Source organism: Spirillospora sp. NPDC052242, assembly GCF_040679555.1.
Lineage (GTDB): Bacteria > Actinomycetota > Actinomycetes > Streptosporangiales > Streptosporangiaceae > Spirillospora.
The window spans coordinates 63,517-88,152 of the sequence record NZ_JBFAUZ010000017.1; the positions used below are offsets into that span (position 1 = coordinate 63,517).

20 protein-coding genes and 1 pseudogene are annotated in these 24,636 nt (G+C 75.2%); 12 read left to right on the top strand and 9 right to left on the bottom strand.

What is annotated here, in order from left to right:
• Nucleotides 1-15: 15 nt before the first annotated feature.
• Nucleotides 16-321, top strand: a complete 306-nt coding sequence (locus tag AB0L25_RS16200; protein ID WP_500172672.1) for an MTH1187 family thiamine-binding protein — start codon at nt 16-18, stop codon at nt 319-321.
• Here the strand turns inward: AB0L25_RS16200 and AB0L25_RS16205 are convergent.
• The 3 genes from AB0L25_RS16205 to AB0L25_RS16215 all read right to left on the bottom strand — a co-directional run bounded on the left by AB0L25_RS16205 (nt 299) and on the right by AB0L25_RS16215 (nt 4,676).
• Nucleotides 299-679 (bottom strand): STAS domain-containing protein, encoded by a 381-nt coding sequence (locus AB0L25_RS16205; protein WP_500172674.1) that lies wholly within the window; start codon nt 677-679, stop codon nt 299-301. The genes AB0L25_RS16200 and AB0L25_RS16205 overlap by 23 nt on opposite strands.
• Before the next feature lie 132 nt (nt 680-811).
• Entirely contained in the window at nt 812-2,776 is a 1,965-nt protein-coding gene (locus AB0L25_RS16210) for a hypothetical protein (RefSeq protein WP_500172676.1), read from the bottom strand.
• A gap of 97 nt (nt 2,777-2,873) precedes the next feature.
• Nucleotides 2,874-4,676, bottom strand: coding sequence for an APC family permease (locus AB0L25_RS16215; RefSeq protein WP_500172678.1), 1,803 nt, complete (start codon nt 4,674-4,676; stop codon nt 2,874-2,876).
• A 367-nt stretch (nt 4,677-5,043) separates the two neighbouring features.
• On the opposite strand from AB0L25_RS16215, the gene ggt reads away from it, so the two are divergent.
• The 3 genes from ggt to AB0L25_RS16230 all read left to right on the top strand — a co-directional run bounded on the left by ggt (nt 5,044) and on the right by AB0L25_RS16230 (nt 8,352).
• A complete protein-coding gene (ggt, locus tag AB0L25_RS16220) occupies nt 5,044-6,978 on the top strand; it encodes a gamma-glutamyltransferase (RefSeq protein ID WP_500172680.1) in 1,935 nt (644 codons plus the stop codon).
• A gap of 51 nt (nt 6,979-7,029) precedes the next feature.
• Nucleotides 7,030-7,383 carry a divalent-cation tolerance protein CutA gene (gene cutA / locus AB0L25_RS16225; protein WP_500172683.1) on the top strand — a complete coding sequence of 118 codons (354 nt, stop codon included), beginning with the start codon at nt 7,030-7,032 and terminating at the stop codon, nt 7,381-7,383.
• A 99-nt stretch (nt 7,384-7,482) separates the two neighbouring features.
• Nucleotides 7,483-8,352 carry an oxygenase MpaB family protein gene (locus AB0L25_RS16230; RefSeq protein ID WP_500172685.1) on the top strand — a complete coding sequence of 290 codons (870 nt, stop codon included), beginning with the start codon at nt 7,483-7,485 and terminating at the stop codon, nt 8,350-8,352.
• Nucleotides 8,353-8,388: 36 nt separating this feature from the next.
• Here the strand turns inward: AB0L25_RS16230 and AB0L25_RS16235 are convergent, their stop codons facing one another.
• The 5 genes from AB0L25_RS16235 to AB0L25_RS16255 form a co-directional block, all read right to left on the bottom strand.
• Nucleotides 8,389-8,688, bottom strand: a complete 300-nt coding sequence (locus AB0L25_RS16235) for a metal-sensitive transcriptional regulator (RefSeq protein ID WP_500172687.1) — start codon at nt 8,686-8,688, stop codon at nt 8,389-8,391.
• Nucleotides 8,689-8,757: 69 nt separating this feature from the next.
• Complete coding sequence (locus tag AB0L25_RS16240; RefSeq protein WP_500172689.1) at nt 8,758-9,360, bottom strand: histidine phosphatase family protein; 603 nt, start codon at nt 9,358-9,360, stop codon at nt 8,758-8,760.
• Nucleotides 9,361-9,463: 103 nt separating this feature from the next.
• A complete protein-coding gene (gene ald / locus AB0L25_RS16245; protein WP_500172691.1) occupies nt 9,464-10,579 on the bottom strand; it encodes an alanine dehydrogenase in 1,116 nt (371 codons plus the stop codon).
• A 189-nt stretch (nt 10,580-10,768) separates the two neighbouring features.
• Nucleotides 10,769-11,983 (bottom strand): glycerate kinase, encoded by a 1,215-nt coding sequence (locus AB0L25_RS16250; RefSeq protein ID WP_500172695.1) that lies wholly within the window; start codon nt 11,981-11,983, stop codon nt 10,769-10,771.
• A 107-nt stretch (nt 11,984-12,090) separates the two neighbouring features.
• Nucleotides 12,091-13,536: an NCS2 family permease gene (locus AB0L25_RS16255; RefSeq protein WP_500172697.1), complete on the bottom strand. Its 1,446-nt coding sequence runs from the start codon at nt 13,534-13,536 to the stop codon at nt 12,091-12,093.
• A gap of 214 nt (nt 13,537-13,750) precedes the next feature.
• On the opposite strand from AB0L25_RS16255, the pseudogene AB0L25_RS16260 reads away from it, so the two are divergent.
• The 8 genes and pseudogenes from AB0L25_RS16260 to AB0L25_RS16295 form a co-directional block, all read left to right on the top strand.
• Nucleotides 13,751-14,059, top strand: a pseudogene (locus AB0L25_RS16260) (PucR family transcriptional regulator); the annotation flags it as partial.
• A 14-nt stretch (nt 14,060-14,073) separates the two neighbouring features.
• On the top strand, nt 14,074-15,372 hold the full coding sequence (locus tag AB0L25_RS16265; RefSeq protein ID WP_500172699.1) for a helix-turn-helix domain-containing protein: 1,299 nt from the start codon (nt 14,074-14,076) through the stop codon (nt 15,370-15,372).
• Nucleotides 15,373-15,456: 84 nt separating this feature from the next.
• Complete coding sequence (locus AB0L25_RS16270; protein ID WP_500172839.1) at nt 15,457-16,719, top strand: DUF5685 family protein; 1,263 nt, start codon at nt 15,457-15,459, stop codon at nt 16,717-16,719.
• A 230-nt stretch (nt 16,720-16,949) separates the two neighbouring features.
• Entirely contained in the window at nt 16,950-17,564 is a 615-nt protein-coding gene (locus tag AB0L25_RS16275; protein WP_500172701.1) for a copper resistance CopC family protein, read from the top strand.
• Complete coding sequence (locus AB0L25_RS16280) at nt 17,561-19,657, top strand: bifunctional copper resistance protein CopD/cytochrome c oxidase assembly protein (protein ID WP_500172703.1); 2,097 nt, start codon at nt 17,561-17,563, stop codon at nt 19,655-19,657. The genes AB0L25_RS16275 and AB0L25_RS16280 overlap by 4 nt, the downstream gene beginning before the upstream one ends.
• A 99-nt stretch (nt 19,658-19,756) precedes the next feature.
• Nucleotides 19,757-20,989: a sensor histidine kinase gene (locus AB0L25_RS16285; RefSeq protein ID WP_500172706.1), complete on the top strand. Its 1,233-nt coding sequence runs from the start codon at nt 19,757-19,759 to the stop codon at nt 20,987-20,989.
• Complete coding sequence (locus AB0L25_RS16290) at nt 20,986-21,645, top strand: response regulator transcription factor (RefSeq protein WP_500172708.1); 660 nt, start codon at nt 20,986-20,988, stop codon at nt 21,643-21,645. Before AB0L25_RS16285 ends, AB0L25_RS16290 begins: the two co-directional genes overlap by 4 nt.
• A gap of 129 nt (nt 21,646-21,774) precedes the next feature.
• Nucleotides 21,775-22,869 carry a baeRF3 domain-containing protein gene (locus AB0L25_RS16295; RefSeq protein WP_500172710.1) on the top strand — a complete coding sequence of 365 codons (1,095 nt, stop codon included), beginning with the start codon at nt 21,775-21,777 and terminating at the stop codon, nt 22,867-22,869.
• A gap of 16 nt (nt 22,870-22,885) precedes the next feature.
• Here the strand turns inward: AB0L25_RS16295 and AB0L25_RS16300 are convergent, their stop codons facing one another.
• Nucleotides 22,886-24,601 (bottom strand): hypothetical protein, encoded by a 1,716-nt coding sequence (locus tag AB0L25_RS16300; RefSeq protein WP_500172712.1) that lies wholly within the window; start codon nt 24,599-24,601, stop codon nt 22,886-22,888.
• Nucleotides 24,602-24,636 lie beyond the last annotated feature (35 nt).

The following is a 24,636-nucleotide window of genomic DNA, read 5'->3' on the forward strand; positions in this document are numbered from 1 at the left end:
ATCAGGAGGTGCGCTGTGCTCGTCGCGTTCTCGGTGACCCCGCTCGGCACGGGGGAGAACGTCGGGGAACTCGTCGCGGAGGCGGTGCGGGTGGTGCGCGAGAGCGGGCTGCCCAACCGCACCGACGCGATGTTCACCACGATCGAGGGCGAGTGGGACGAGGTGATGGCCGTGGTCAAGGCCGCCACCGACGCCGTCGCCGCCCGCGCGCCACGGGTGAGCCTCGTCGTGAAGGCCGACGTGCGGCCCGGCGTGACCGGCGCCCTCGACGCCAAGGTCGAGAGCGTCGAGCGTCACCTCAACCGGACAGCCACGCCCTGATCTCCTCGTCGGTGCGGGGGAGGACGCACCACAGCGCCTCCTCCATCGAGCCGCACAGCGGGACGTCCCGGTCCAGCCCGAGGATCCGGAACACCTTCGCCGCGTAGGGGCGCAGCCCGACCAGCGCCAGCGCGGCGCCCTCCGCCTCGCACACGCGGGCGCACCGGAACACCGTCCGCATGCCCTCGGCGTCGAAGAACGTCACGCCGGAGACGTCCAGCACCAGCGGGCGCCCGGTCAGCGGGCGCAGCCGGGAGCGGACGTGCGGGCACGACGCCCGGTCCATCTCGCCGCTCAGCAGCACGGTGGTGTGCCGCTCGCCCTCGACGACGACCATGTCGATGGCGCCTGGCTCCATGCTCCCCCCTCGCGGTCGCCGGTCACCCGAAGAGCATCGCGCGCTCACCGTCGGTTTCCAAGCGGTTCCGCGGAGCGGCGTGCCGGACGGCGGCGATCCGGGGGAGGAGCGCGGTCGCCCGGGACGCGGGCGTCAGGGCGTGATCACGCAGGGGCCGCCACCGCAGACGTCCACGACCCGGCCGGTCTCGAGGAAGATCGCCTTCTGCCGGCGGGCGTCGGCGTCGTTCCGCGGGTCCGAGTGCGGGTCGCGGCCCTCGGCGGGCGGGGTGTTCGAGGTGGGCGGCGCGGGCGTGCCGCTGTCCCAGACGACCATGGCCGAGCCGTCGTGGGACGCGCCGAACGTCGGGACGCCCCAGTAGGGGACGTCGTCCGGGCTGCGGCCCGGCCGCAGCGCCGGGGCGTGGACGCGCGCGCCGATCGTGCGCGCCTGGACGTCCGACGCCACGTTCGCCACCTGGTGGTCGCCGAACGCGACGTGCATCAGCACCCGGTGCGCGGGCGCGCCCGGCAGCGGGTCGTCCGTCATGTGCTGCGCGTACCCGTTGGCCTCGCCGCGGTCCCACAGCATCTGGATCAGCGCGAGCCCGATCTGCTGGTCCAGCTTGTCGGGGTAGAAGAGGTCGAACACGCGGGCGTACTGCGGGAAGTCGGAGCTGCGGTTCAGCATGGTGCTGTAGTTCATGGCCGGGACGCCGAGGACGGCGCGGCGCAGGTCGGGGGACACGGCGGTGAGGGCGCCGCCCATGATCCCGCCCTGGCTGTTGCCGTCGTAGGCGAGCGGCGCGTCCCGGGCGATGAGGGACGCGCCCGAGCCGTCCTGGAACGCGGCGTGGCCGGGGAAGCCGCGGGTCATGGCGCGGCCCAGGAAGACGAAGTTCAGCATTCCCTGCTGGAGCCGGTCGGCGACCGTCCGGAAGCGGGTGAGGTCGGTGAGCGCCGAGACGACGTTCGGGACGTCCTCGTCGGCCATCCCGATCCACTTCGTCGCGCAGAAGACGAACCCGTGCTCGTCGGCCATCGCCTTGACGTTGCCCGCGCCGACCTCGCCGTGCGACCCGAGCAGGCCGTGCCCGTACAGGGCTGGACGGGCGGGCTCGGCGAACGCCGAACGCGGGATCTCGCACCGGAACGGGACGGCCTGGTCGTTCCCCGGCAGCCGGACCGGGAGGCCGTCGGACCCGAGGCGGAATTTCGACCCGGGCAGCCCGCCGTACTGGTCGAGGTAGCCCGGCGCCCACACGACGCCCTCGACCTCGCGCGCGATCCGCTCGTCCACGTCCTCGCGCACCCGGGTGACCAGGAAGGACGGCGACCGGTCGCCGAGGCGCCCGAGCGCGTCGTCGCGGATGTGCAGCATCCGCCCGGTGAGGCCCTGCCGGCTCGCGACGGTGAAGTCCCACGCGAGGTACAGGCCGTCGCGGCCGACGCCGTGCGCGGCGAGGTCGTCCAGGACGGGCCGCAGCGACCGCTGGCGCTCGTCCAGGGGGTGGCCGCCGGGCAGGTCGGGTCCGAGGATCGTGCGGAACGCCGGGTTCGGCGCGATCGGGGCGCCCGAGGCGTCCCGCAGGTTCCGCAGCGCCACGACGTAGCGGTGGCCCTCCAGGAAGTTGCGCGCCGGACGGACGATCAGCGCGCGGCGTCCCTCAGGGGCGTTCGCGTCCGTTTCCGCCCAGTACGGCCACCGCTCGCCGGTCGCGGTGTCGATGACGACGATGGGCGCGTCCGGGGCCAGGGACGCGCCGATGCCGGTGACCGGGGCCGCGCCGCTGCGGGCGAGGTCGACGCCGGGGACGCGGCTCAGCAGCATCGAGCCGGGGGAGAAGCCGTCCGCCCGGTTCCACTCCTCCGGCGCGACGGGCGCGCCGAGCGCGTTGCGGAGCGTCGTCCGGAAGTTCACACGGCGGCCGGTCGGGGTGCCCGGATCGCGCACCGTGTGCCAGTCGTTGGGGAACGGCAGCAGGCACGCGGCCGGGTCGATGGGGTCGCATCCCGCGTCCGCCCGCGCGGCGGCGGGCGGCGCGGCCAGGGCGACCAGCCCGGCGACCGCCAGGACGAGCGCGCTCGGCGCGGCGAGCAGGGCGCGGGGGAGACGCACCGTCCACCTCCGGGTGATCCGCGGCGTTGTGCCGAGATCATGAACGTGCCGGGCGCGTCGGTCAATGCGCGTCCGGATGCGGCCACGCCGGGGCGCGTCAGCGGCGGTGCCGGCCCCCGGGATGCGGCGGTTCCTCCCACTCCTCGCCCGCCGCGGACGGATCCGGCGACGTCCGCCCCGGGTCGCGCGGGCGCGGCGCGTCCGGGCGGCGCATCGAGTACCGGCCCGTGGGGTACGGGCTCTCCGGCGCCGGGACGGGCGGGCGCGGCGGCGGCGCGGACAGCGGCGGCCCGGGCGGCGGCGACCCGGCGAGCGGCGATCCGGCCATGGGCTCGACACCGGGAGGCAGGCCCCCGGGCGGGGGCGCCGCGAGGACGGGACGGTCCGCCGGAGGCTCGTCCAGCAGCAGCTTCAGCTCGCTCTTGCGGCGCCCGTACACCAGGTACAGCAGGAGCCCGACGAGCATCCAGACGGCGAAGTACGCCCACGTCCGCACGTTGAGGTTCAGCATCAGCCAGCCGACGGCGGCCATCGTCACCGCCGCCGTCAGGTGCGCGGCGGGCACCCGGAACGGGCGGTGCAGGTCGGGACGGGCGCGGCGCAGCGTCGGGACGGCCGCGGCGACGAACAGGAACGCGAACAGCGTGCCGATCACCACGAGCTGCTCGAGGGTGAGGACGTCCACGGTCTGCGACATGACGATCGCCGCGCCGCCCGCGAGCAGCGTCGCGCGGGACGGCACCCGGTACCGGCTCATCCCGGCGAGCGGGCGCGGCAGCAGCCCGTCCCGCGACATCGAGAAGATCACCCGGGTGAGGCTGATCAGCAGCACCAGCGTGACGGTGGTGAGCGCCAGCACCGCGCCGACGTCGACGATCCGCGCCATCGTGCCCGATCCGGCCGCGTCGAACGCGGTGGCGAGCAGCAGCCCGCCGCGGTCGAGCCGGGCGAGGCCGTCCGTCCCGACCATGCCGACGAACGCGACGGCCACGGCCGAGTACAGCACGACGGCGGACACGAGGGCGGTGATGATGCCGCGCGGCACCTTGCGGGGCGCGTCGTCGGTCTCCTCCGAGGCGGTCGCGATGAGGTCGAACCCGATGTAGGCGAACGCGATGGCGGGCGCGGCGGCGAGGATCCCCCAGACGCCGAAGGCGTGCGGCGTCCCGCCGCCGAGCGCGCCGAGCAGCGCGTCCAGGACGGTGCGGCCGTCCTCGGGGGCGGGCCGCGCGGGCGGGACGAGCGGCGTGAGGTTGCCGGGCTCGAAGTACTTCAGCCCGACCGCGATCACCAGGCCGATCACGACGACCTTGGCCATCACCATGAACCAGAGCGTGCGCAGGCCGAGCCGGCTGCCGGTGGCGAGCATCAGCACGAGCAGCAGCAGGATCCCGAGCGCGAACAGGTCGGGGCCCTTCTCCTGGCCGATCAGGTCGCCGAGCCAGGACGGGACGGCGACGCCGAAGTCGTGCAGCGTCTGCGTCGCGTAGAGGGACCAGACGCGGGCGAGCACGGACGCGGCGAGGAGCAGCTCCATCAGCAGCGCCCACCCGACGACCCAGGCCCACACCTCCCCGAACGCGACGTAGCTGAAGGAGTACGCGCTGCCCGCGACCGGGATGATCGACGACAGTTCGGCGTAGGCGAGCGCGGCCAGCAGGCACACGAAACCGGCGATGAGGAACGACACCAGTACGGCGGGTCCGGCCGTCCCCGCCGCCTGTTCTCCGGCGATCTTGAAAATGCCGGAGCCGATCATCACGCCGAGGCCGAGCACCACCAGATCGCGGGTCCGGTAGACCACGCGGAGGCGGTGCCGGCCGCCGTACAGCCGGCCGGTCGCCTGCTCGACGGGCAGGCGCCGGAACATGTTCGTGCGCATGCGGATGTCCCAGGTCATAGGCGGTCCCCCCTGGCACCCGACCCCGCGGTGCCGGTCGCGGCGGCCTCGGTGAAGTCCCTAAGAATTCACCAGGTATGACCGAAAATGCAACGTTTTCCGGGGAGTCGATGCCCAGTCGGTGTTGTCGAATCCTGCCAAACTCCGGAGCCGAAGGCGCGGCGCAGCGGCGCGCTCACCCAGGGCGAACACCGATTCGGTTTCAATGGGAGCGCTCCAGCCCGCGCCATTCGCAATATGTGCGGAGGAATGTAAATACGCGGCGGGACGGCCGGTGTCGGCCGTCCCGGGCGGCGGGCGGCGCGGACGGTGGCGCGCCGCGAAGATCGGTGACACCGTGGAGGCGCCGCGATCTTCAGGAGGTTCGGTGTTCCGCTCCCCGTCGCATCCGCCCCCGCCCGACCCGCCGTCGCCGCGCCCGTCCGGCGCCCGCCCGTCCGCCGGGCGGGCCGGGCCGCGCGGGCGCCGGTTCCGCCGGACGGCCCCGGCCGCGGCGGTCGCCGCCGCCGCGGCCCTCGCCGCGTCGGCCGTGCTGACCGCCCCGGCGTCCGCCCGCCCGTCCCGGTCCCCGGCGGCGCCGGACAAGCGGCCGGTCGCGACCGGGTACGGCGGCGCGGTGTCCACGGTCGACCCGTACGCGAGCCGCACCGCGCTGGACGTCCTGAAGCACGGGGGCACCGCGATGGACGCGGCCGTCGCCGCCGCGGCGACCCTCGGCGTCACCGAGCCGTACGTCGCGGCGATCGGCGGCGGCGGGTTCATCACCTACTACGACGCCCGCAGCGGGCGCGTGCACTCCATCGACGGCCGAGAGACCGCGCCGGGCGCGATGCGCGAGGACGCGTTCATCGACCCGGAGACCGGCGAGCCGCTGCCGTTCGCCGAGGCCGTCACCAGCGGGCTCGGCGTCGGCGTGCCCGGCACGGTCGCGCAGTGGGAGCTCGCGCTCGACCGGTTCGGCAAGCGGGAGCTGCGCCACCTGCTGCGCCCCGCGATCGAGGTCGCCGAGCGCGGCTTCGTCGTCGACCGCGAGTTCCACGACCAGACGGCCGTGAACGAGGAGCGCTTCCGCGACATCGCCCCCACCCGCGAGCTGTTCCTGCCGGGCGGGAAGGTGCCCGAGGTCGGCTCGGTCTTCCGCAACCCCGACCTCGCCGACACCTACCGGGCGCTCGCCCGGTACGGCGGCGACTGGCTGTACGAGGGCCGCCTCGGCCGGGAGATCGTGCGGACGGTCGCCGAGCCGCCCGTCGCGCCCGGCGCCGATCGCGCCGTCCGTCCCGGGCTGATGCGGCCCGCCGACCTGGACGCCTACCGCGCGAAGCTCCGCGAGCCGACGCGCGTGTCGTACCGCGGCCTCGACGTGTACGGCATGCCGCCGCCGTCGTCCGGCGGGTCCACGGTCGGCGAGGCGCTGAACATCCTCGAGGAGTTCGACCTCGACGCGGACCGCCCGGCCGACGCGCTGCACCTCTACCTGGAGGCGTCCAAGCTCGCCTACGCCGACCGCGGCCGCTACGTCGGCGACGCCGACAAGGTCGACGTCCCGCTCCGCGAGCTGCTGTCGCAGGGCTTCGCCGGCGAGCGCGCGTGCCTGATCAAGCCGGACGAGGCCGCCGCCGCGCCCGTCCCGCCCGGTTCGCCGGACGGACGGTACGGGCCGTGCGAGCCCGCGCGCGGCGCGCCCGCGGCCCTCACCCACGAGGGCCCGCAGACCACGCACCTCGTCGTCTCCGACCGGTGGGGGAACGTCGCGTCCTACACGCTGTCGATCGAGCAGTTCGGCGGCAGCGGCATCACCGTCCCCGGCCGCGGCTTCCTGCTGAACAACCAGCTCACCGACTTCTCGTTCGCGCCGCCCGCGCCCGGCGCGGCGCCCGACCCGAACCTGCCCGGCCCGCACAAGCGGCCGCGCAGCAGCATGGCCCCGACGATCGTCCTGGAGGACGGCCGGCCGCGGCTCGCGCTCGGCTCGCCGGGCGGCTCCACGATCATCACGACGGTGCTGCAGATCCTCGTCAACCGCCTCGACCTCGGCATGGACCTGCCCGCGGCGCTCAACGCGCCCCGCGCCACCCAGCGCAACACCCCGGCGGTCCACGCGGAGCAGGGGTTCATCGACCGGTACGGCGACGACCTCCGCGCCCGCGGACACGAGCTCCAGCTGTTCGCCGGGCCGCCGCGGGGCGTGATCGGCGCCGCGAACGCGCTGGAGATCCTGCGGCCCGGCCTGGTGCAGGCGGTCGCCGAGCCCGAGCGGCGCGGTGGCGGCAGCGCTCTGGTCGTCAGACCGGCCCGATAGCGTGGGACTTGCGAACGCGTGCCCGGTCCGCGAGAGGGAAGGAGTCGTCCCATGGCGGAGTCTTACGTGCAGGTGACGACCACCACCGACTCGCGGGCCGAGGCGGCCGAACTGGCCAAGTCGGCGGTCGCCGAGCGGTTCGCGGCGTGCGCCCAGCTCGTCGGCCCGATCGCCAGCACCTACTGGTGGGAGGGCGAGATCGAGTCGGCGGAGGAGTGGATGGTGCTGTTCAAGACCACCGCCGACCGGTTCGAGGAGCTGGCCACCCTGATCACCGACGTGCACTCCTACGACACCCCCGAGATCATCGCGACGCCGGTGGCGGCCGGGAGCCTGGACTACCTCGCCTGGATCGCCGAGCAGACCGAGGTCGACGAGCCCGACGACGACGCGGACGAGGTCTGACCGCCGTTCTCCGCCGCGTGTGACCCCCGCCATGCCCGGGTAAGTTTTCGGTTACGCGGGCCGGCGTGGTTTGCCCGGCACGTGGGAAGGGGGGCCGCCGTGCACGACGAGACACGCGCGACGAAGGCCGACGACGGACTGTTCGGGCCGGGCTCGATCACGTGGCGGGTGATGGGCGAACCCGTCCTGATCATCGGCGGGATCCGGGCGCTGCTGCTGCAGTCGCTGCATCCGCGCAGCATGTGGGGGACCGCCCAGAACTCCGAGCTGATGAAGGCCGACGCCGCCTGGGGACGGCTGACCCGCACGGTCGAGTTCGTCCGCGTCCGCACCTACGGCCCGGCGGAGGACGTCGAGCGGGTGGGCCGCCGGGTCCGCAAGCTGCACTCCAAGCTGACCGGCGTCGACATGCGGACGGGCGAGACGTTCCCGATCGACGACCCGGAGAACCTGCTCTGGGTGCACATGGGCGAGGTCGACTCCTACCTCGACGTCGCGCGCCGCGCGGGCGTGCCGCTGAGCGACCGGGACGCCGACCGGTTCGTGGACGAGCAGCGCCGGGCCGCGGCCGTCGTCGGCCTCGACCCCGCGGGCGTCCCCGCGTCGGTCGCGGAGATGGCGGACTACTACGCCGACATGCGCGGCCGGATCTGGGCGTGCGACGAGGCCCGCCTGGGGCTGCGGCGGATGTTCAGCCCGGCCGTCCCGCGCAACCTGCTGCCGCTGAAGCTCGCCGCGCCCGCCGTCGGGGCGCTGACGGTGTCGACGCTGCCGCGCTGGGCCCGCCGCATGTACGGGCTGCCCGGGCTGCCGACGTCCGATCTGGCGGCGACGCTCACGCTGAAGAGCCTCTACCGGACGACGCGCGCGGTGCCCGAGCGGTACCGCTACTCGCCGGACGCGCGGCGCGCGCTGCGCCTCACCCGCGAGCGCGAGACCGAGGCGAGCACCTGGACGATCGCGTCCTGACCGCCGCGCGCGGGGACGGGCGGCGGGCCGGGCGGGTCAGCCGCGGCGCATCAGGCGGCCGACGGCGGCCATCAGCTCGGTCGACATCGCGTCGCCCTTGCCCTCCTCGGCGCCCTCGGCGACGCAGTGCCGGACGTGGCCGTCGAGGAGGCCGAGCGCGACCTTGTCGAGGGCGGCCTGGACGGCGCTGATCTGGGTGAGGACGTCGATGCAGTAGCGGTCGTCCTCGACCATGCGCTCGATGCCGCGCACCTGCCCCTCGATCCGGCGGAGCCGGGTCTGCAGCTGGTCCTTGGTGGCGGTGTAGCCGCGCGTGGGAGCCTCGCTGGTCGCCATCTCGGTCCTCGCAATCGGTCGGGGCCTCGCACCTCGGGGAGAGACACCCCCGCAGGGGTATGTTATGCGCTAGTTCGGGGGGATGTTCCAGGCCGAGATGACCGGACGGTCGTGCTCGGTGCCGAGTTCCGACAGCGTTCCGGTCTGCAGCGCGAACAGGCGTCCCAGCGCCGGCTCCAGGCCGAGCCACCGCGCCGTCAGGACGCGGAGGTAGTGCCCGTGCGCGACGAGCGCGACGTCCCCGTCGTCCAGGAGCGGACGCACCCGCGCCAGCACGGCGTCTGCGCGCGCGCCCACCTGCTCGATGGACTCGCCGGGGTGGTCGGCGTCGCCCGGGATCACCCCGTCCTCCCACAGGTACCAGCCGGGCCGGTCCTCCCGGATGCGGGCGGAGGTGATCCCCTCGTAGCCGCCGTAGTCCCACTCCCACAGGTCGGCGTCGACGTCGACCGCCCCGCCGTCCACCGGCAGGCCCGCCAGCTCGGCGGTGCGGCGGGCCCGCTCCGCCGGGCTGACCAGCGTGCGGACGATCTCGCGGCGGGCGAGCGGCGCGCGCAGCGCGCGGGCCTGCTCCTCGCCCCGCTCCGTCAGCGGAAGGTCGGTGCGCCCGGTGTGCCGGCGGGCGCGGCTCCATTCGGTCTCGCCGTGCCGCACGATGATCAGTTGCCCCATGCGCCCCACTCTAGGCACCGCGCGCCCGCCGCCCGCATCCCCCGGCCGAGGGGCGCGCCGGGGGAGGAACCGGGACGCGGCGGGCGGCCGCGCGCGGGACCCGCTAGTCCAGGACGGACGACGGCGGGGTCCACGGCAGCCCGTGGGCCTCGGCGACGTGGTCGTAGACGATCGCGCCCGCGTGCGTGTTCAGGCCGCGCGCCAGCGCCGCGTCGGCGCGCAGCGCGCCGCGCCAGCCCCGCTCGGCGATCGCGACGGCGTACGGGAGCGTCACGCCGGTGAGGGCGTACGTGGAGGTGTTGGGCACCGACCCCGGCATGTTCGCCACGCAGTAGAACGTCGAGCCGTGCACCCGGTAGGCCGGGTCGTCGTGGGTGGTGGGGCGCGAGTCCGCGAAGCAGCCGCCCTGGTCGATCGCGATGTCGACGAGCACCGACCCGGTCTTCATCCCGGCGACGAGCTCGGTGGAGATCAGCTTCGGCGCCTTCGCGCCCGGGATCAGCACCGCGCCGATCACCAGGTCGGCGGCGCGGGCCTGCTGCTCGACGGCGAGGGCGTTCGACACCAGGGTCCGCACCCGTCCCTGGTAGATCGCGTCGATGTGGCGGAGCCGGTCCACGTCGACGTCGAGGATCGTGACGTCCGCGCCCATGCCGACGGCGATCTGCGCGGCGTTCAGCCCGGACACCCCGCCGCCGATCACCACGACCTTCGCGGGCGCCACGCCGGGCACGCCGCCCGGCAGCACGCCGCGCCCGCCGTTGGACGCCATCAGGTGGTAGGCGCCGACCTGCGGGGCGAGCCGCCCGGCGACCTCCGACATCGGGGCGAGCAGCGGCAGCGAGCGGTCCGGGAGCTGGACGGTCTCGTAGGCGATCGCGGTGACGCCCGCGGACAGCAGGGCGTCGGTGCACTCGCGGGACGCGGCCAGGTGCAGGTACGTGAACAGGACCTGCCCCTCGCGCATCCGGTGGAACTCGGGCGCGATCGGCTCCTTGACCTTGAGGACCAGGTCGCCCTCGGCCCAGACCTCGTCGGCCGAGTCGAGGATCTTGGCGCCCGCGGCGGTGTAGTCGTCGTCGGGGATCGCCGAGCCGAGGCCGGCGCCGCGTTCGACGAACACCTCGTGGCCGTGGCGGGTGAGCTCGTGGACCCCCGCCGGGGTGATGGCCACGCGGTACTCGTGGTTCTTGATCTCGCGGGGTACGCCGATCTTCACGGAAGGCTCCTTGTGGGGGCTGACGTCCGTACCTTTCAAGCGTCATGCCCGCGGGCCGCCCCCGCCACGCGCAGCGTGGCAGCACATCGACGCGTTCGATGACAGGGTGTAAACCGGGACGGGCGAGGCTCGCGGCCCCCGCTCGGCGCCCGCTCGGGTGCCCGCTCGGGTGCCCGCTCAGGTGCCCGCTCAGGTGCCCGTCCGGTCGCCCGGACGGCGCACCGGCGGGAGCCACTCGTCGGCGATCGCGACCGTCAGCTGCTCCAGCAGCGGCCCGGCCCGGTGGACGCGGCGCCCGGTGTCGGGCTCGAGGTCCTCGAGCGTGTAGACCGCCTGGATGCGGGCCTTGCGGAGCTGCTCGCCGGTGAGGCCGCGCCGCCCGGCGACCGCGACGACCGGGACGCCCGCCCGCGCCGCCGCCCGCGCCACGCCGATCGGCGCCCCGCCGCGCAGCGAGCGGGTGTCGAGCACCCCCTCCCCGGTGACGACCAGGTGCGCGTCGCGGGCCCGCTCCGCGAAGCCGAGGACGTCGAGCAGCACGCCGGGACCGGGCTCGATCGTCGCGCCGAGGAAGGCCAGCGCGGCGAACCCGGCGCCGCCCCCGGCCCCGGCGCCCGGCAGGTCGCGGGCCGTCCGGCGGGTCGCCGCCTCGGCCAGGTCGGCCCAGCGGCGCAGGCCCGCGTCGAGCACCCGGACCTCGTCGCGGCCCGCGCCGCCGCGCGTCCCGTGCACGGCCGCCGCGCCGCCGCGGCCCAGCAGCGGGCCCGCCGGATCGCCGGCCGCGACCACCTCGACGCCCGACAGGTCGGGCAGGCCGCGCAGGTCGAGGGCGTGCAGCGAGCGCAGCGCGGCCCCGCCGGGCGGCAGGTCCCGGCCGGCCGAATCGAGCAGCCGCCCGCCGAGCCCCCGCACCAGCCCGGCGCCGCCGTCGACGCACGCGGCGGAGCCGAGCCCCAGCACGATGCGGCGGGCGCCGTGCCGCAGCGCGTGCCCGATCAGCTGGCCCGTCCCGACGCTGGTCGCCGCCAGCGGGCGCGGCCGCCCGCCGGGGAGCCGCCGCACGCCGGACGCCTCGGCCAGCTCGACCACCGCGACGTCCCCGGCGAGCGCGAGCGCCGCGGCGACGGGCCGGCCGACCGGCCCGCACACCTCCGCCTCGATCCGCCGCCAGCCCGCCGCGACGGCCGCGTCGACGGTGCCGTCGCCGCCGTCGGCCACCGGGAGCAGCACGACCGGGACGTCCGGCCGCGCCCGGCGCAGCCCGGCGGCCAGATGCCGCGCCGCCTCCGCCGCCGTCAGCGCGCCGGGGAACCGGTCGGGCGCCAGCAGGACGTGACCGCGCGGGAACGGTCCGGAGGGCGAATCGGAAGGTGAGTCCGCGGACACGGGCAGCCACACTTTCACGCCGGGAGGTAAGGCCTTACCTTCTGCTTACGCGATGTCGGCATCATTTGACACCCGGAACGCGCCGCGAGACTTTCAAACGCGCAGAGAGGTGCGGCCTTCCGGCGTCAGCGGACGCCCAGCCAGGTCTCTATGGGGTGGATCGCGAAGAACAGCAGGAACAGCACCACCACGGGCCACAGCCACACCGACACCTCGCGCGCCTTGCCCTTGGCGACCTTGATGACCGCGTAGGCGACCATGCCGCCGCCGATCCCGATGGTGATCGAGAACGTGAACGGCATCAGCACGATCGTCAGGAACGCCGGGATGACGAGTTCGAGGTCGTCCCAGTCGATCTTGGCGACCTGCATCATCATCAGTGCGCCGACGACCACCAGCGCGGGCGCCGCGGCCTGCGCGGGCACCACCGCGGCGAGCGGGGTCAGGAACAGCGTGACGGCGAACAGTGCGCCGGTCGCGATGTTGGCCAGGCCCGTCCGGGCGCCCTCGCCGACGCCCGCGGCCGACTCCACGAACACCGTGTTGGCCGACGAGCTGGTCACGCCGCCGAACGCGGCGGACACGCCGTCCACCGACAGGATGCGGCCGAGCCGCGGGACGTCGCCGCGCTCCGACACCAGCCCGGCCTCGTCGCTGACGCCGAGGATCGTCCCCATCGCGTCGAAGAAGCCCGACAGCACCAGCGTGAACAGGACGACCAGCGCGGTGATCATCCCGGCCTCGGCGAACCCGCCGAACACGTCGACCTGCCCGAACAGCGAGAAGTCCGGCATGGCGAACAGCTCGTCCGGCACGTCCGGGGTGACGACGCCCCAGCCGCCCTCGGCGATCGTCGCGTTCGCCTCGATGGCCACCGCGACGACCGTCCCGAGCACGATGCTGATCAGGAGGCCGCCGGGCACCCGCCGGACGTACAGGACGATCATCAGCAGCAGCGTCAGGCCGAACACCACGGTCGGCCACGTCTCCAGCCGCCCGCCGGTGCCGAGCGCCAGCGGCGGGCTCGTCTCGCTGGAGCTGATGAAGTGCGCGTCGTACAGGCCGACCAGCGCGATGAACGCGCCGATGCCGACCGCGATCGCGTGCTTGAGCGCCAGTGGGATCGCGTTCATGATCCGCTCGCGGATCCCGGTGAGCGCCAGGATCACGATGATCACGCCCTCGATGACCACCAGGCCCATCGCCTGCTCCCAGGTCATCACCGGCGCGGCCTGGAACGCCACGACGGCGTTGATGCCGAGGCCGGCCGCCAGCGCCAGCGGCGCGTTGCCGACCAGGCCCATCAGCACGGTCGTGACGGCCGCCGACAGCGCGGTCATCGTGGTGAGCTGCGGGACCGACAGCGTCGCCCCGGTGACGTCCTTCGCCCCGCCGAGGATGATCGGGTTCAGCAGGATGATGTAGGCCATCGCGAAGAACGTGGTGACGCCGCCGCGCAGCTCGCGCGCGACGCTCGTCCCGCGCCCGGTGAGGTCGAAGAACCGATCCAGCGGCCCGCGCCCGCCCGTGGGCGGTGAATCGTCGGCCTTTGCGGCAGGGGAATCGGACATGGCGCGGGCTCAGCCTCCAGCGGCGTCATCTCGGAAAAGGGCGAGCACAGGGTAGCCGCCGCCGCGCGCGGGCCGGGCGGCGGCACCGCCGAAGCGGAGGCGGCTTTGCCGTGAAGTTCCGGCCACGCGGAACGGGACGGCACTGCGTGACGGCTTTGCTGCGCTATAGCCTGCCCTGGTGCGAATGCCAGAGTCGATGGGCACGGTGAACCCCGACACCTACGCGTTGCTGCTGGCGGAGGTCTCCGAGCGGACCCGCTGGTCCTTCCGGGACCGGATGCTCGGACCCCTCGAGGAGTACGACAGCGCCCGGCGCGCCGAGCTGCTGCACACCCTGGAGGTCTTCCTCGCCTGTTCGGGCTCCTGGAGCCGGACGGCGACGCGGTTGCACGTCCATGTGAACACGCTTCGGTACCGAATCCGGCGAATCGAGGACCTGACCGGCCGGGACCTCGGCACACTGGAAGATCGAGTCGACTTCTTCCTCGCCCTGCGCGCGACGCAGCCGGCGAGAACCCTGTAGGCGGTGGTCACACGATGGATCGCGAGACACTCGGGCAGCGCATCCGCGCCCTGCGGATCCGGCAGGGCGTCAGCCAGGCGCAGCTCGCCTTCCCCGAACTGTCCGACAGCTACATCTCGCTGATCGAGAGCGACAAGCGGGTGCCCGCGCCGAGCGTGGTCGAGCTGCTCGCGGCGAAGCTGAACTGCTCGGCGACGTACCTGGTCAGCGGGGTCAGCGAGGACGTCGTGGACGAGCTGCGCGTCACCCTCGACTACGCCGAGATCGCGCTGCGCAACGGCGCCGCCGACGAGGCCCGCGCCCGGTACGCCGAGGTGCTGGCCAACGCCGACGCCGTCGCGCTGCCGGAGATGCTGCACCAGGCCCGCTGGGGGCACGCGCTGGCGCTGGAGGCCGCGGGCGAGCTGGAGGACGCGATCGCCGGGCTCGTCGCGCTCGCCGAGGAGGTCTCCGCCGAGGACGACCTCGACCACTGGGCCCGCGTGCACGTCGCGCTGAGCCGCTGCCTGCGCGAGCGCGGCGACGCCGGCGCGGGCGTGCAGGCCGCCGAGGGCGCGCTGCGGCACCTGATCGCGACCGGTGCCGACGCCACCGACGCCGCCGTGCACCTCGGCGCGGCGCTGCTCGCCGCGTTCGTCGAGCGCGGCGACCTCGTCCGGGCCCGGCAGCTCGCCGAGCAGCTCGTCGAGCGCGCCGAGCGGATCGGCAGCCCGCGCGCCCGGATGCTCGCCTACGGCGAGGCCGCCTACGTCGCGGAGATCCGCGGCGCCTACGAGGAGGGCGTGGAGCTCGCCGAGCGGGCGCTGATGCTGGCCGGGGACGGCGAGGACCCCCGCGACCTCGACCGGATCCGGGTCAGCTACGCGGGCCTGCTGCTGCGCGCCCGTCCGGACCAGGCTGCCCGCGCCCGCGACCTGCTGGTGCGGGTCCGCGGCGACGGCGGCGTCGGCGCCGCGGGGGAGATCGACGTCGCCTGGTGCCTGACCGAGCTCGCCCGCGCCGAGACCGTGCTCGGCCGTCCGACGGAGGCGGTGCGGCTCGCCGAGGAGGCCCTGGACCTGCTCGGGGACGCCCCGCGCCGCGCGGCCGCGGGGGCGCTGACCGTCCTCGGGGAGGCGTGCCTGAAGCTCGGCCGGCGCGAGCGCGCGACCGAGGCACTCACCCGCGCCGCCACCTGCCTGGAGCAGATGGAGGCGTCCCGGGAGGCGGCCCAGGCGTGGTTCGACCTCGCCGAGGTGCTCGCCGAGACCGGTCCCGCCGACGAGTCCCGGATGGCCGCGTACCGCCGCGCCCTGACCTGCGCCGGGGTATAGCCGCGATCACGTTGAACCGTTCCGATCACCGGGGCGTCGGACAGGGAGGTCCCCCCGGTTGCTGGAGGTTCATCGTTGTTCGGTGTGGTTCGTCCGTGCAGGCACGTGCTGTGCGGATCCCTGTTCAAGGACTGGATGGCGCACCTGTGCGGCCTCTGCCTGACGCTGCGCGCCCGGCACGGGCAGGCGGCGCGGCTTGTCACTACCTATGACGGGCTGCTCGTCTCCGTCCTGGTGGAGGCGCAGGCGCCGGAGGCGTCCCCGCGCCGGATGGCCGGGCCGTGCGCGCTGCGCGGCCTGCGCCGCGCCGAGGTCGTCGCGGCCCGCGCGGAGGGCGCGCGGCTCGCCGCGGCGACGTCGCTGCTGCTCGCGGCGGGCCGCACCCGCGACCACGTCGCCGACGGCGACGGCGCCTACGCGCGGCGGGCCGTCGCGGCCGCCGCGGGCCGGCTGGCCGACCGGTGGGACGCCGCGGGCGGCCGCACCGGCGCGGGCGTCGGATTCGACCCGTCCGTCCTGCGGGACGCCGTCGCGCGGCAGCCGCTGCTGGAGGCCGCGCCCGGACTCGGGCTGCTCGAGCTCACCGAGCCGGCGGAGACCGCCGTCGCGGCCGTGTTCGCGCACACGGCCGTCCTCGCCGGGCGGGAGGGCAACGCCGAGCCGCTCGCCGAGGCGGGCCGCTTCTTCGGCCGCCTCGCGCACCTGATCGACGCCGTCGAGGACGTCGACGACGACGTCGCGGCCGGCGCGTACAACCCGCTCACGGCCACCGGCACCGGCCCTGCCGAGGCGCGCCGCCTCGCCGAGGACGCCCTGCACGGGCTGCGGCTCGCGCTCGCCGAGCTCGACCTGGAGCGGCCCGCCCTCGTGAACGCGCTGCTGGGCCGCGAGGTGCGCCGGTCGGTCGACCGGGTCTTCGCCGCCTACCCGCCCGCACCCGGGGGACCGCCGCACGGCGGCGCGCCCTACCCGCCCCACCAGGGCCACCCGCAGCACGCTTATCCGCACGGGTACCCGCACCAGCCGCCCCCGGCGCCCGCCGGACCGGGCGGCGGCCACGGCGGTGGCGGCCACGGCGGCGGTGGCGGTGGCGGTGGCGGTGGCGGCTGGGGCGGCGGCCATGGCGGCGGGCCGCGCCGGGAGCGTCCGGGCCTGCCGATCCCGTGCTTCACCGGGACGCTGGTGTGCGTCACATGCGGCGTCTACCAGCCGGAATGGAGCAAGTACCACGGCAGGTCCTGCGGCGACCGGTGCTGGTGCACCCGGCACTGCGACGGGAGCTCCTGCGACGGGAGCTGCGCCGATTGCTGCAAGTGCGACTGCTGCTGCCCCTGCGACGGCTGCTGAACCCGCGCGAGGTTCCCGCGACACGGCGGCACGGACCGTACGTCACCCGGACACCGCACCGCGATTGCCCCGCCGGGCGGGTCTGCTCCAGCCCGAGGCGGACGCGTGTCCGCCCGGGTCGCCGGGAGCTCGGGCCACGGCGGGCCTCCGCACGGGGCAGGTGAGTGCAGCGGCGGACCCTAAGTAGGGTGGTCGGAGCCCTGTCGCTCTCCTGGAGATCCCGGCACCCCATGAAGCTCCGCAATCCCCGCACGCCCCGGCGCCGTCGCACGGCGGCGGCCCGGATCGGCCTGGTCACGGCGCTCGCCGCCGCCCTCGGCGTCCTCACCACGGGTCCCGCGCTCGCCCATACCCGGCTGGTGGACAGCACGCCCGGCCGGGGCGCGTCGGCGGCCGCCGTCACCGAGGTCAGGCTGGTGTTCGGCACCGACGTCACCGCCCCGCAGGTCGTCGTGCGCGGAGAGGACGGCACCGCGTTCCAGGACGGACGCCCGGAGGTGTCCGGCGGCACCGTGGTGCAGCCGCTCAAGGGCGAGCTCCCCGCCGGGACCTACACCGTGGCGTACCGGGTGGTCGGCGAGGACGGCCACCCCGTGCAGAGCGACGACCTCGCGTTCACCGCGGCCGCCGGGGACGGCGCCGCCGCCCGGAACGCGTACCCGCCCGAGGCGATCGTGCTGGAGCGGGCGGAGCCCGCGGCCGCGAAGGAGGACTCCGGGTCGGGCGTCGTCACGTGGGTGATCATCGGCGTCGGCGTGCTGATCGGCATCGGCATCGGCCTCGCCATCGTGTCCCGCGCGACCCGCAAGCACACCCGCGAGCAGGGGAAGGGCGGCCCGCGATGAGCGGCGGGGAGGACGCGCGCGGCGGCGTGCCCGCGCTGGTGCGGACCGCCGCGATCGCCGTCGCCGCGGGCATGGGCGTGCTCGCCGTCGCGCTGGTCGCGGGCGGCGCCGTCGCCGAGCAGATCATCCCCGGGATCGCCACCGCCGGGACCCTCACCCGCTGGGGGCTGCCGGTCTCGCGCACCGTCATGGACCTGGCGTCCTCGCTCACGATCGGGACGCTGCTGGCGGCGTCCGTCCTGCTGCCGCTGGAGACCCGCCGGGGCGGGGCGGCGGGGGGCACGGGCACCCTGTCGAAGGACGCGGTCGGCTACCTGCGGGCCGCGTCGTGGCTCGCCGCCGGGTGGGCCGCCGCCGCGGCCGCCACGCTGGTGTTCACCGTCTCGGACGTGCTGGGGCAGCCGGTCGGGCAGCTGCTCACCGGCAGCGAGCTGAGCAGCTACGTCGGGTCGCTGGAGCAGGGCACCGCGCTGATGATCGTGGTGCTGCTGGCGGTCGTCGTCGCGCTGCTCGCCCGCACCACCACCACGCCCGCCGCCGCGATCGGGCTGCTGGTCATGGCCGGCGTCGCGCTGCTGCCCGCGCCGCTCACCGGGCACTCGGCGTCCTCCGCCAACCACGCGATCGCGGTGACCGGCGTCGCGCTGCACGTCGCGGCGGTCGCGCCGTGGGTCGGCGGCCTCGCCGTCGTCGCCGCGCACGCCCTGCTGCGCCGGGGCCGGCTGCCGGTCATGGCCGAGCGGTTCAGCCGGATGGCGCTGTGGTGCTACATCGTCGTCGGCGCCAGCGGGATGATGAACGTCGTCGCGCGGATGCCCGACCCCGCCGAGCTGGTGACGACGAACTACGGCCGGCTCGCCCTCGCCAAGATCGTCGCGTTCGCGGCGCTGGGCTGGTTCGGCTGGTGGCACCGGGAGCGGACGCTGCCCGCGCTGCACGAGCGCAAGCCGCGCGGCGTGCGGAACCGGGCGTTCGCCCGGCTCGCCGGCGTCGAGGTCGCCGTCATGGCGGGCACGATGGGCCTTGCCGTCGCGCTGGCGAGCACCGCGCCGCCCGCGCCGACCGGCACCGAGAGCGCCGTCCGGACCCTGCTCGGCTACGAGATGCCGCCGCCGATCACCGCGGGACGGCTCGCGACGCTGTGGTGGTTCGACCTGTTCTTCGCCGCCCTGGCCCTGGTCCTCGCCGCCGTCTACCTCGCGGGCGTGGTGCGGCTGCGGCGCCGCGGCGACTCCTGGCCGCTGTGGCGGACGGCGTTCTGGCTGGTCGGCGTGCTGACGATCGTGCTCGCCACCCAGACGGGCGTCGCCCGGTACGCGTCGATCCTGTTCAGCGTGCACATGGCGCAGCACATGACGCTGAACATGCTGACCCCGATCTTCCTGGTCGTGGGCGCGCCGATCACGCTGGCGCTGCGCGCGCTGAAGCCCGCGAAGATCCGCGGCGACCGGGGCCCGCGCGAGTGGCTGACGGCGCTGTTGCACAGCCGGTACTCGGCGTTCATCGCCCACCCGGCGACGGCGACGATCATCTTCGTGGCGAGCACGTTCGCGCTGTACTTCACGCCGCTGTTCCAGTCGCTGATGCAGAACCACCTCGGTCACATCGGGATGACCGTCCACTTCCTCCTCGCCGGGTTCCTGTTCTTCTGGGTGCTGCTCGGCGTGGACCCGGCGCCCAAGCGGCTGCCCTACCCGGGACGGCTGCTGCTGCTGTTCGTCACAATGCCGTTCCACGCGTTCTTCGGCCTCGCCCTGATGAACCTGAGCAAGCCGATCGCCGAGGGCTGGTACAACGCGGTGGACCCGCCGTGGGGGACGACCCTGCTGCAGGACCAGCACACCGGCGGGGCGATCGCGTGGGCGTTCGGCGAGATCCCGACGTTCATCGTCCTGCTCGTCCTGGCGATCCAGTGGTACTCCGACGACCAGCGGCAGGCCCGCCGGATGGACCGCAAGGCCGACCGCGCCGCGAAGGCCGGCGCCGCGGCCGGGGTGCCCGCGGAGGACGACGAGCTGGCCGCCTACAACGCGCGCCTCGCCAAGCTCGCCGAGCGCGACCGGCTCACGGGGGAGCGCGGCGGCGACACCTGACCCGCTCGGCCGGCCGGCCCGGCCGCGCGGGTCGGCGGGCGGGCGCGGGTCCCCCGCACGGGGGAGGAGCCGCGCACCGGGTTCTGCCAGGATCGACGTGTGATCGGTGTGCTGCGTCCGCTGGTTCGGCGGACCACCTGGCGGCGCTGGTCCCACCTCGTGGTGGGCGGCGCGCTGCTGATGCCCTATTGGTTCCTGTCGGTCTCGCTCACCCCCCTGATCCCGGTCGGGAACCCGTACGTCACCTTCGTGCTGGCGCTGTTCGTCCTGCCGACGGCGGCGACGCTCGTCACCGGGCTCGTCCCGACGGTGCGGATGCTGGAGACGTCCCTGGCCCGGGAACTGCTCGAGGGACCGGCGAAGGACCTCGAGCCCGGCCCGGCCCGCTCGTGGGAGAGCCGGGCCCGCACGGCGGCCTGGTTCACGCTGCACCTGGCGGTCGGCGTGGTGATCAGCGGGCTGAGCCTGGTGGTCCCCCCGTTCGCCTTCGTGGCGGTCCTCGCGCCCGTCGTGACCTGGGACGAGCAGTTCCTCGACGCCTGGGGCTGGAGCGGGGACCGGCCGCAGTGGCCGGGGCCGCTGATCGGCCTGGCGGCGATGGTCGCCCTGCTCGCGCTGATCGTCGCGGCGGGCGCGCTGCTGTCGCGGTTCGCGCCGCTGTTCCTCGGCCCGTCGGCCGCCGAGCGGCTCGCCGCGATGGAGGCCCGGGCGGTGAAGCTCGCCGAGCGGAACCGGCTGGCGCGGGAGCTGCACGACTCGGTCGGGCACGCGCTGAGCGTGGTGACCTTGCAGGCGGGCGCGGCGGGCCGCGTCCTGGACAGCGACCCCGCGTTCGCGCGGGAGGCCCTGTCGGCGATCGAGGAGTCCGCCCGCGCCGCCCTGGAGGACCTCGACCACGTCCTCGGGCTGCTGCGCGAGGACCCGTCCCGGTCGGCGCCCCAGGCGACGCTGAAGGATCTCGGACGGCTGCTGGAGCAGACGCGGATCGCCGGGGTGACGCTGGACGCGCGGATCGACGGGGAGGTCGAGGCGGTGCCCGCCGCCGTGTCCCGGGAGGCGTACCGGATCGTCCAGGAGGGGCTGACGAACGCGCTGCGGCACGCGGGGACGGTGCCGGTGCGGCTGCGCCTCGGCGTCGCCGGGGAGCGGCTGGAAATGGAGATGAGCAACCCCCTCGGCGCGGCGCGCGGCGCCGGCGCCGACCACGGCGGCGGCCGCGGCCTCGGCGGCGTCCGCGAGCGCGTCACCGTGCTGCGCGGCGAGATGAGCGCGGGCCCGGACGGCGAACGCTGGTGCTTCCGGGTGTCACTGCCGCTAAGGTCCGGGACATGACGATCAAGGTGCTGCTGGTCGACGACGAGCGGCTGATCCGGGCCGGGCTCGCCGCCATCATCGACGCCGAAGAGGACCTGACCGTGGTCGGGGAGGCGTCCGACGGGTCCGAGGTGCCGGGCGCGGTGTCGCGGCTGCGGCCCGACGTCGTCCTGATGGACGTGCGGATGCCCGAGCTCGACGGCATCCAGGCGACCCGGCATCTGCTGTCGACGATGCCCGAGCCGCCGCGGATCATCGTCGTCACCACGTTCGAGAACGACGAGTACGTCTACGACGCGCTCAAGGCGGGCGCCCACGGGTTCCTGCTCAAGCGGACGCGCCCGGAGGAGATCCTGCAGGCGATCCGGATGGTGGTGCACGGCGACACCCTGCTGTTCCCGGCCGCGATCCGCGCGCTGGCCGCCGAGCACGGCGCGTCCCGCGGCGGCGGGCCGGGCGGCGCGCGCTGGCACGACCGGCTCACCGAGCGGGAGTCGGACGTCCTGCGGCTGATGGCGAAGGGACGGTCGAACGCCGAGATCGCGGCGGAGCTGTTCGTGAGCCCGCAGACGGTGAAGACGCACGTCGGGAACGTCCTCGCGAAGCTGCAGGCCCGCGACCGCACGCAGGCGGTCATCTTCGCCTACGAGACGGGTTTCATCTCGCCGGGCTGATCCGGCGGACCGCCGGCGGGAGTGTGACGTTCGACGCGCTGCCCGAAACTCAACCGCCCCTTACGCGTGATTTACCCCCGAATCGTTACAAAAGAGTCATCCAGTGCGATGACCGATGATCGGGGGATCATGGACGCTGTCACTCTCGCCGAGCTGCGCAAGCCCCGCGCCTACCCGGCGGTGTCGGTGCTGATGCCGACCCACCGGGCCGCCCCGGGCAACCGGCAGGACCCCATCCGGCTGCGGAACCTGCTGGCCGAGGCGCGCCGCCGGCTGTACGCCGACGACCGCGTCCCGGCCGACGCCGCCGACCACGTCGTGCGCGGCCTGGAACGGGCGGCGGGCGACGTCGACCTGCGGCACGCCGCGGACGGCCTCGTCCTGTTCGCGGCGCCGGACGGCGAGCACCACGCGTTCGCGATCGACCAGCCGGTCGACGAACGGGTGATCGTGGACAGCGGCTTCGCCACCCGCGACCTCGTCGCCGCCTTCACCCGGACGCCGCGCTACTGGCTGCTCACGCTGTCCGACCAGCGCACCCGGCTGTGGGACGGCCGCGGCGACGGGCTGACCGAGCGCACCGCGGGCGGTTTCCCGATCGAGCCGGAGCCGCTCGACGAGGTCGCGTCCGGGCACCGGTCGCGCCGCGCCGCGGGCTCGGGGGACGAGCCGCAGCGGCGGGCGATGCGCGAGGTCGCCGCCGCGCTCGACCGCGTCCTCGCCCGCGACGACCGTCCGCTGATCGTCGCCGGCGTCACCCGCCACCAGGCGTTCTTCGACGAGGTCGCCGGGCCGCACGTCCGGGTGGCCGGGCGGGTGGACGGCAGCCTGGAGGGCGCCTCGCCGAGCACGCTGATCGAGGCGGCCCGCCCCGCGCTGGCCGCCTACGAGGACCTCCGCGAGGTCGGGGTGCTGGCCGAGCTGGAGGCGGCGCGCGGCATCGACCGGTACGCCGCCGGGCTCTGCGACGTGGTGCGGCTCGTCGAGCAGGGCCGCGGCGAGCACCTCGTCGTCGAGCGCGGCTACTACGCGCCCGCGATCCGCAGCGACGGCGGGCTCGTCCCGGTGGACGGCCGCCCCGGGCTGCTGCACGGTGCCGACGTGGTCGACGACGCCGTCGACCACGTCATCGAGACGGTGCTGGAGTACGGCGGCGAGGTGACGTTCGTCTCCGACGGGTTCCTCGTCGACCACGACCGCATCGCGCTGGTCACCCGCTTCTGAGGCTCCGCCCGGCCCGTCACCCGCAGGACGGGGCGCGCCAGCTCGTCCACCCGATGCCGTGGGCGCCGTCCGGGTGCGGGCGCCACCCCGCCGGGTGGGACGGCCACGTGTCCCCGGGCGCCGTCCCGTCCGGCATCGGCACGACGACCGTGCAGACGCCGGGCGCGGGCGGGCGCCCGGCCCGGACGTCGAAGGAGCCGACGTCCGTCCACCACACGGGATGCCGCAGCCGCACCTTGATCGCCCAGTGCAGGGACCGGTCGGCGACGACCCCGCCCGCCGCCGGGCCCGGCAGCGGCGGTGCGGGACGGACGCGCTCGGGCGCGGGCCCGAAGAGGAACACCAGCGCGGCCAGGTTCGTCGCGGCGAGGGCGAGCCCGGCGAGGACGGCAGGGCGCGGCAGCCGGGCGAGCATGGCGAGCGCGACCAGCAGCGCACCCGCCGCGAGCGACGCCTCCGCGAGGTCCAGGGCGGCGCGGTCCCGGGTGAGGAACGTGATCTCGGGGAAGTCGAACCCGATGAACGCGTGGGTGCGCAGCCGCTCGCCCGCGTACCCGCCGACCCACAGCGCCGTCCCCGCGAGGAGGACGAGCGCGCCCGCCCCGGCCCCCGCGGCCGCCCGGGGCCGCGCCCTCAGCAGGGTCGCCGCGCCCACCAGCGCGAACACGGTCGCCGTGCACGCCAGGTAGCGCCCGTACGCGAAGTTGCCCACGCGGTGCTCGTCCGGCAGCGCCGCCGACGCCGCGTACGCGACGCCGCAGACGGCGGCGAGCGCCGCGGCCGCGGTGATCCGGTCCGGCGCGGCCGTCCGCCGCCGGACGACCACCGCCGCCAGCGCGACCAGCCCGACGCCGGCCAGCCCCCACGTCGAGACGATCAGGTACCAGACCTGCCCCGCCGCGCCCGACAGCGCCCACGCCTGCCCGTCCGGCGTGGTCAGCCGGGCGGTGAGGACGCCTCCGAGATCGCGCGCGCCGCCCGGATACAGCGCGTCCCGCAGCAGCGCGTTGCCCGCCGCGCCCAGCGCGTACCCGGCCGCGGCGACCGCGAGCCCGGCCGCCGCCCCTCGCGCGCCCCGCCGCAGGACGAGGAGGGCGGCCAGCGCCGCGAGATGGACGGCGAGCAGCACCGTCCCGCGCGTGTGGACGGCCGACGCGTACGCCACGACGAGGCTCGCCAGGACGGCGTCCGGCAGGCGGCCCCGCAGGGCGAACCGGTCGAGCGCCAGCAGCCAGCCGAGGACGAGCGCCGGCAGCAGCGCGTCCGTCAGCGCGAACGCCCCGAAGAACGCCGACGCGGGCAGCAGGGCGGCGCCGAAGGACACCGGGAGCGCCGCGCGGGGGCCGAGCCCGAGCCGCCGCGCCGCCGCGTACCCCAGCGGGAACAGCGCCGCCCCCGCGACCGCGTTGATCGCCATGACGATCGTGTAGACCGTCGCGGGATCGCGCGAGAACCAGTAGGCGGGCGCCAGCAGCAGCGGGTAGCCGCCCTGGTAGAAGGTGAACCCGGACAGGTCGCCGCCCGGCCCGCCCGCCAGCCATCGCGCCGCGACGAGGTAGCCGGTCTCGTCCGGGTTCGCGGCCGGCCCGGTGCGCCCCCGCGCGAACCACAGCCGCACGCTCGCCTGGGCGAGGAACCCGAGCACGAGCAGCCGGGGCAGGACGCGCCGCCGCCGTTCGCGCGGCGGGGCGGCGGACGGGGCGGAGGGCCGGACATCGATCAGGAACGCCATGCCGGCCCACGCTCCCGGCGCACTGTCGTGATCTT

Excerpts from the sequence above, each read along its gene's own strand:
- AB0L25_RS16295 (WP_500172710.1), top strand. The coding sequence starts at position 21,775 with ATGGACGCTGTCACTCTCGCCGAGCTGCGCAAGCCCCGCGCCTACCCG.
- AB0L25_RS16255 (WP_500172697.1), bottom strand. The coding sequence starts at position 13,536 with ATGTCCGATTCCCCTGCCGCAAAGGCCGACGATTCACCGCCCACGGGC.
- AB0L25_RS16240 (WP_500172689.1), bottom strand. The coding sequence starts at position 9,360 with ATGGGGCAACTGATCATCGTGCGGCACGGCGAGACCGAATGGAGCCGC.
- AB0L25_RS16280 (WP_500172703.1), top strand. The coding sequence starts at position 17,561 with ATGAGCGGCGGGGAGGACGCGCGCGGCGGCGTGCCCGCGCTGGTGCGG.
- AB0L25_RS16275 (WP_500172701.1), top strand. The coding sequence starts at position 16,950 with ATGAAGCTCCGCAATCCCCGCACGCCCCGGCGCCGTCGCACGGCGGCG.
- AB0L25_RS16205 (WP_500172674.1), bottom strand. The coding sequence starts at position 679 with ATGGAGCCAGGCGCCATCGACATGGTCGTCGTCGAGGGCGAGCGGCAC.
- AB0L25_RS16215 (WP_500172678.1), bottom strand. The coding sequence starts at position 4,676 with ATGACCTGGGACATCCGCATGCGCACGAACATGTTCCGGCGCCTGCCC.
- cutA (WP_500172683.1), top strand. The coding sequence starts at position 7,030 with ATGGCGGAGTCTTACGTGCAGGTGACGACCACCACCGACTCGCGGGCC.
- AB0L25_RS16290 (WP_500172708.1), top strand. The coding sequence starts at position 20,986 with ATGACGATCAAGGTGCTGCTGGTCGACGACGAGCGGCTGATCCGGGCC.
- AB0L25_RS16265 (WP_500172699.1), top strand. The coding sequence starts at position 14,074 with ATGGATCGCGAGACACTCGGGCAGCGCATCCGCGCCCTGCGGATCCGG.
- AB0L25_RS16235 (WP_500172687.1), bottom strand. The coding sequence starts at position 8,688 with ATGGCGACCAGCGAGGCTCCCACGCGCGGCTACACCGCCACCAAGGAC.
- AB0L25_RS16300 (WP_500172712.1), bottom strand. The coding sequence starts at position 24,601 with ATGGCGTTCCTGATCGATGTCCGGCCCTCCGCCCCGTCCGCCGCCCCG.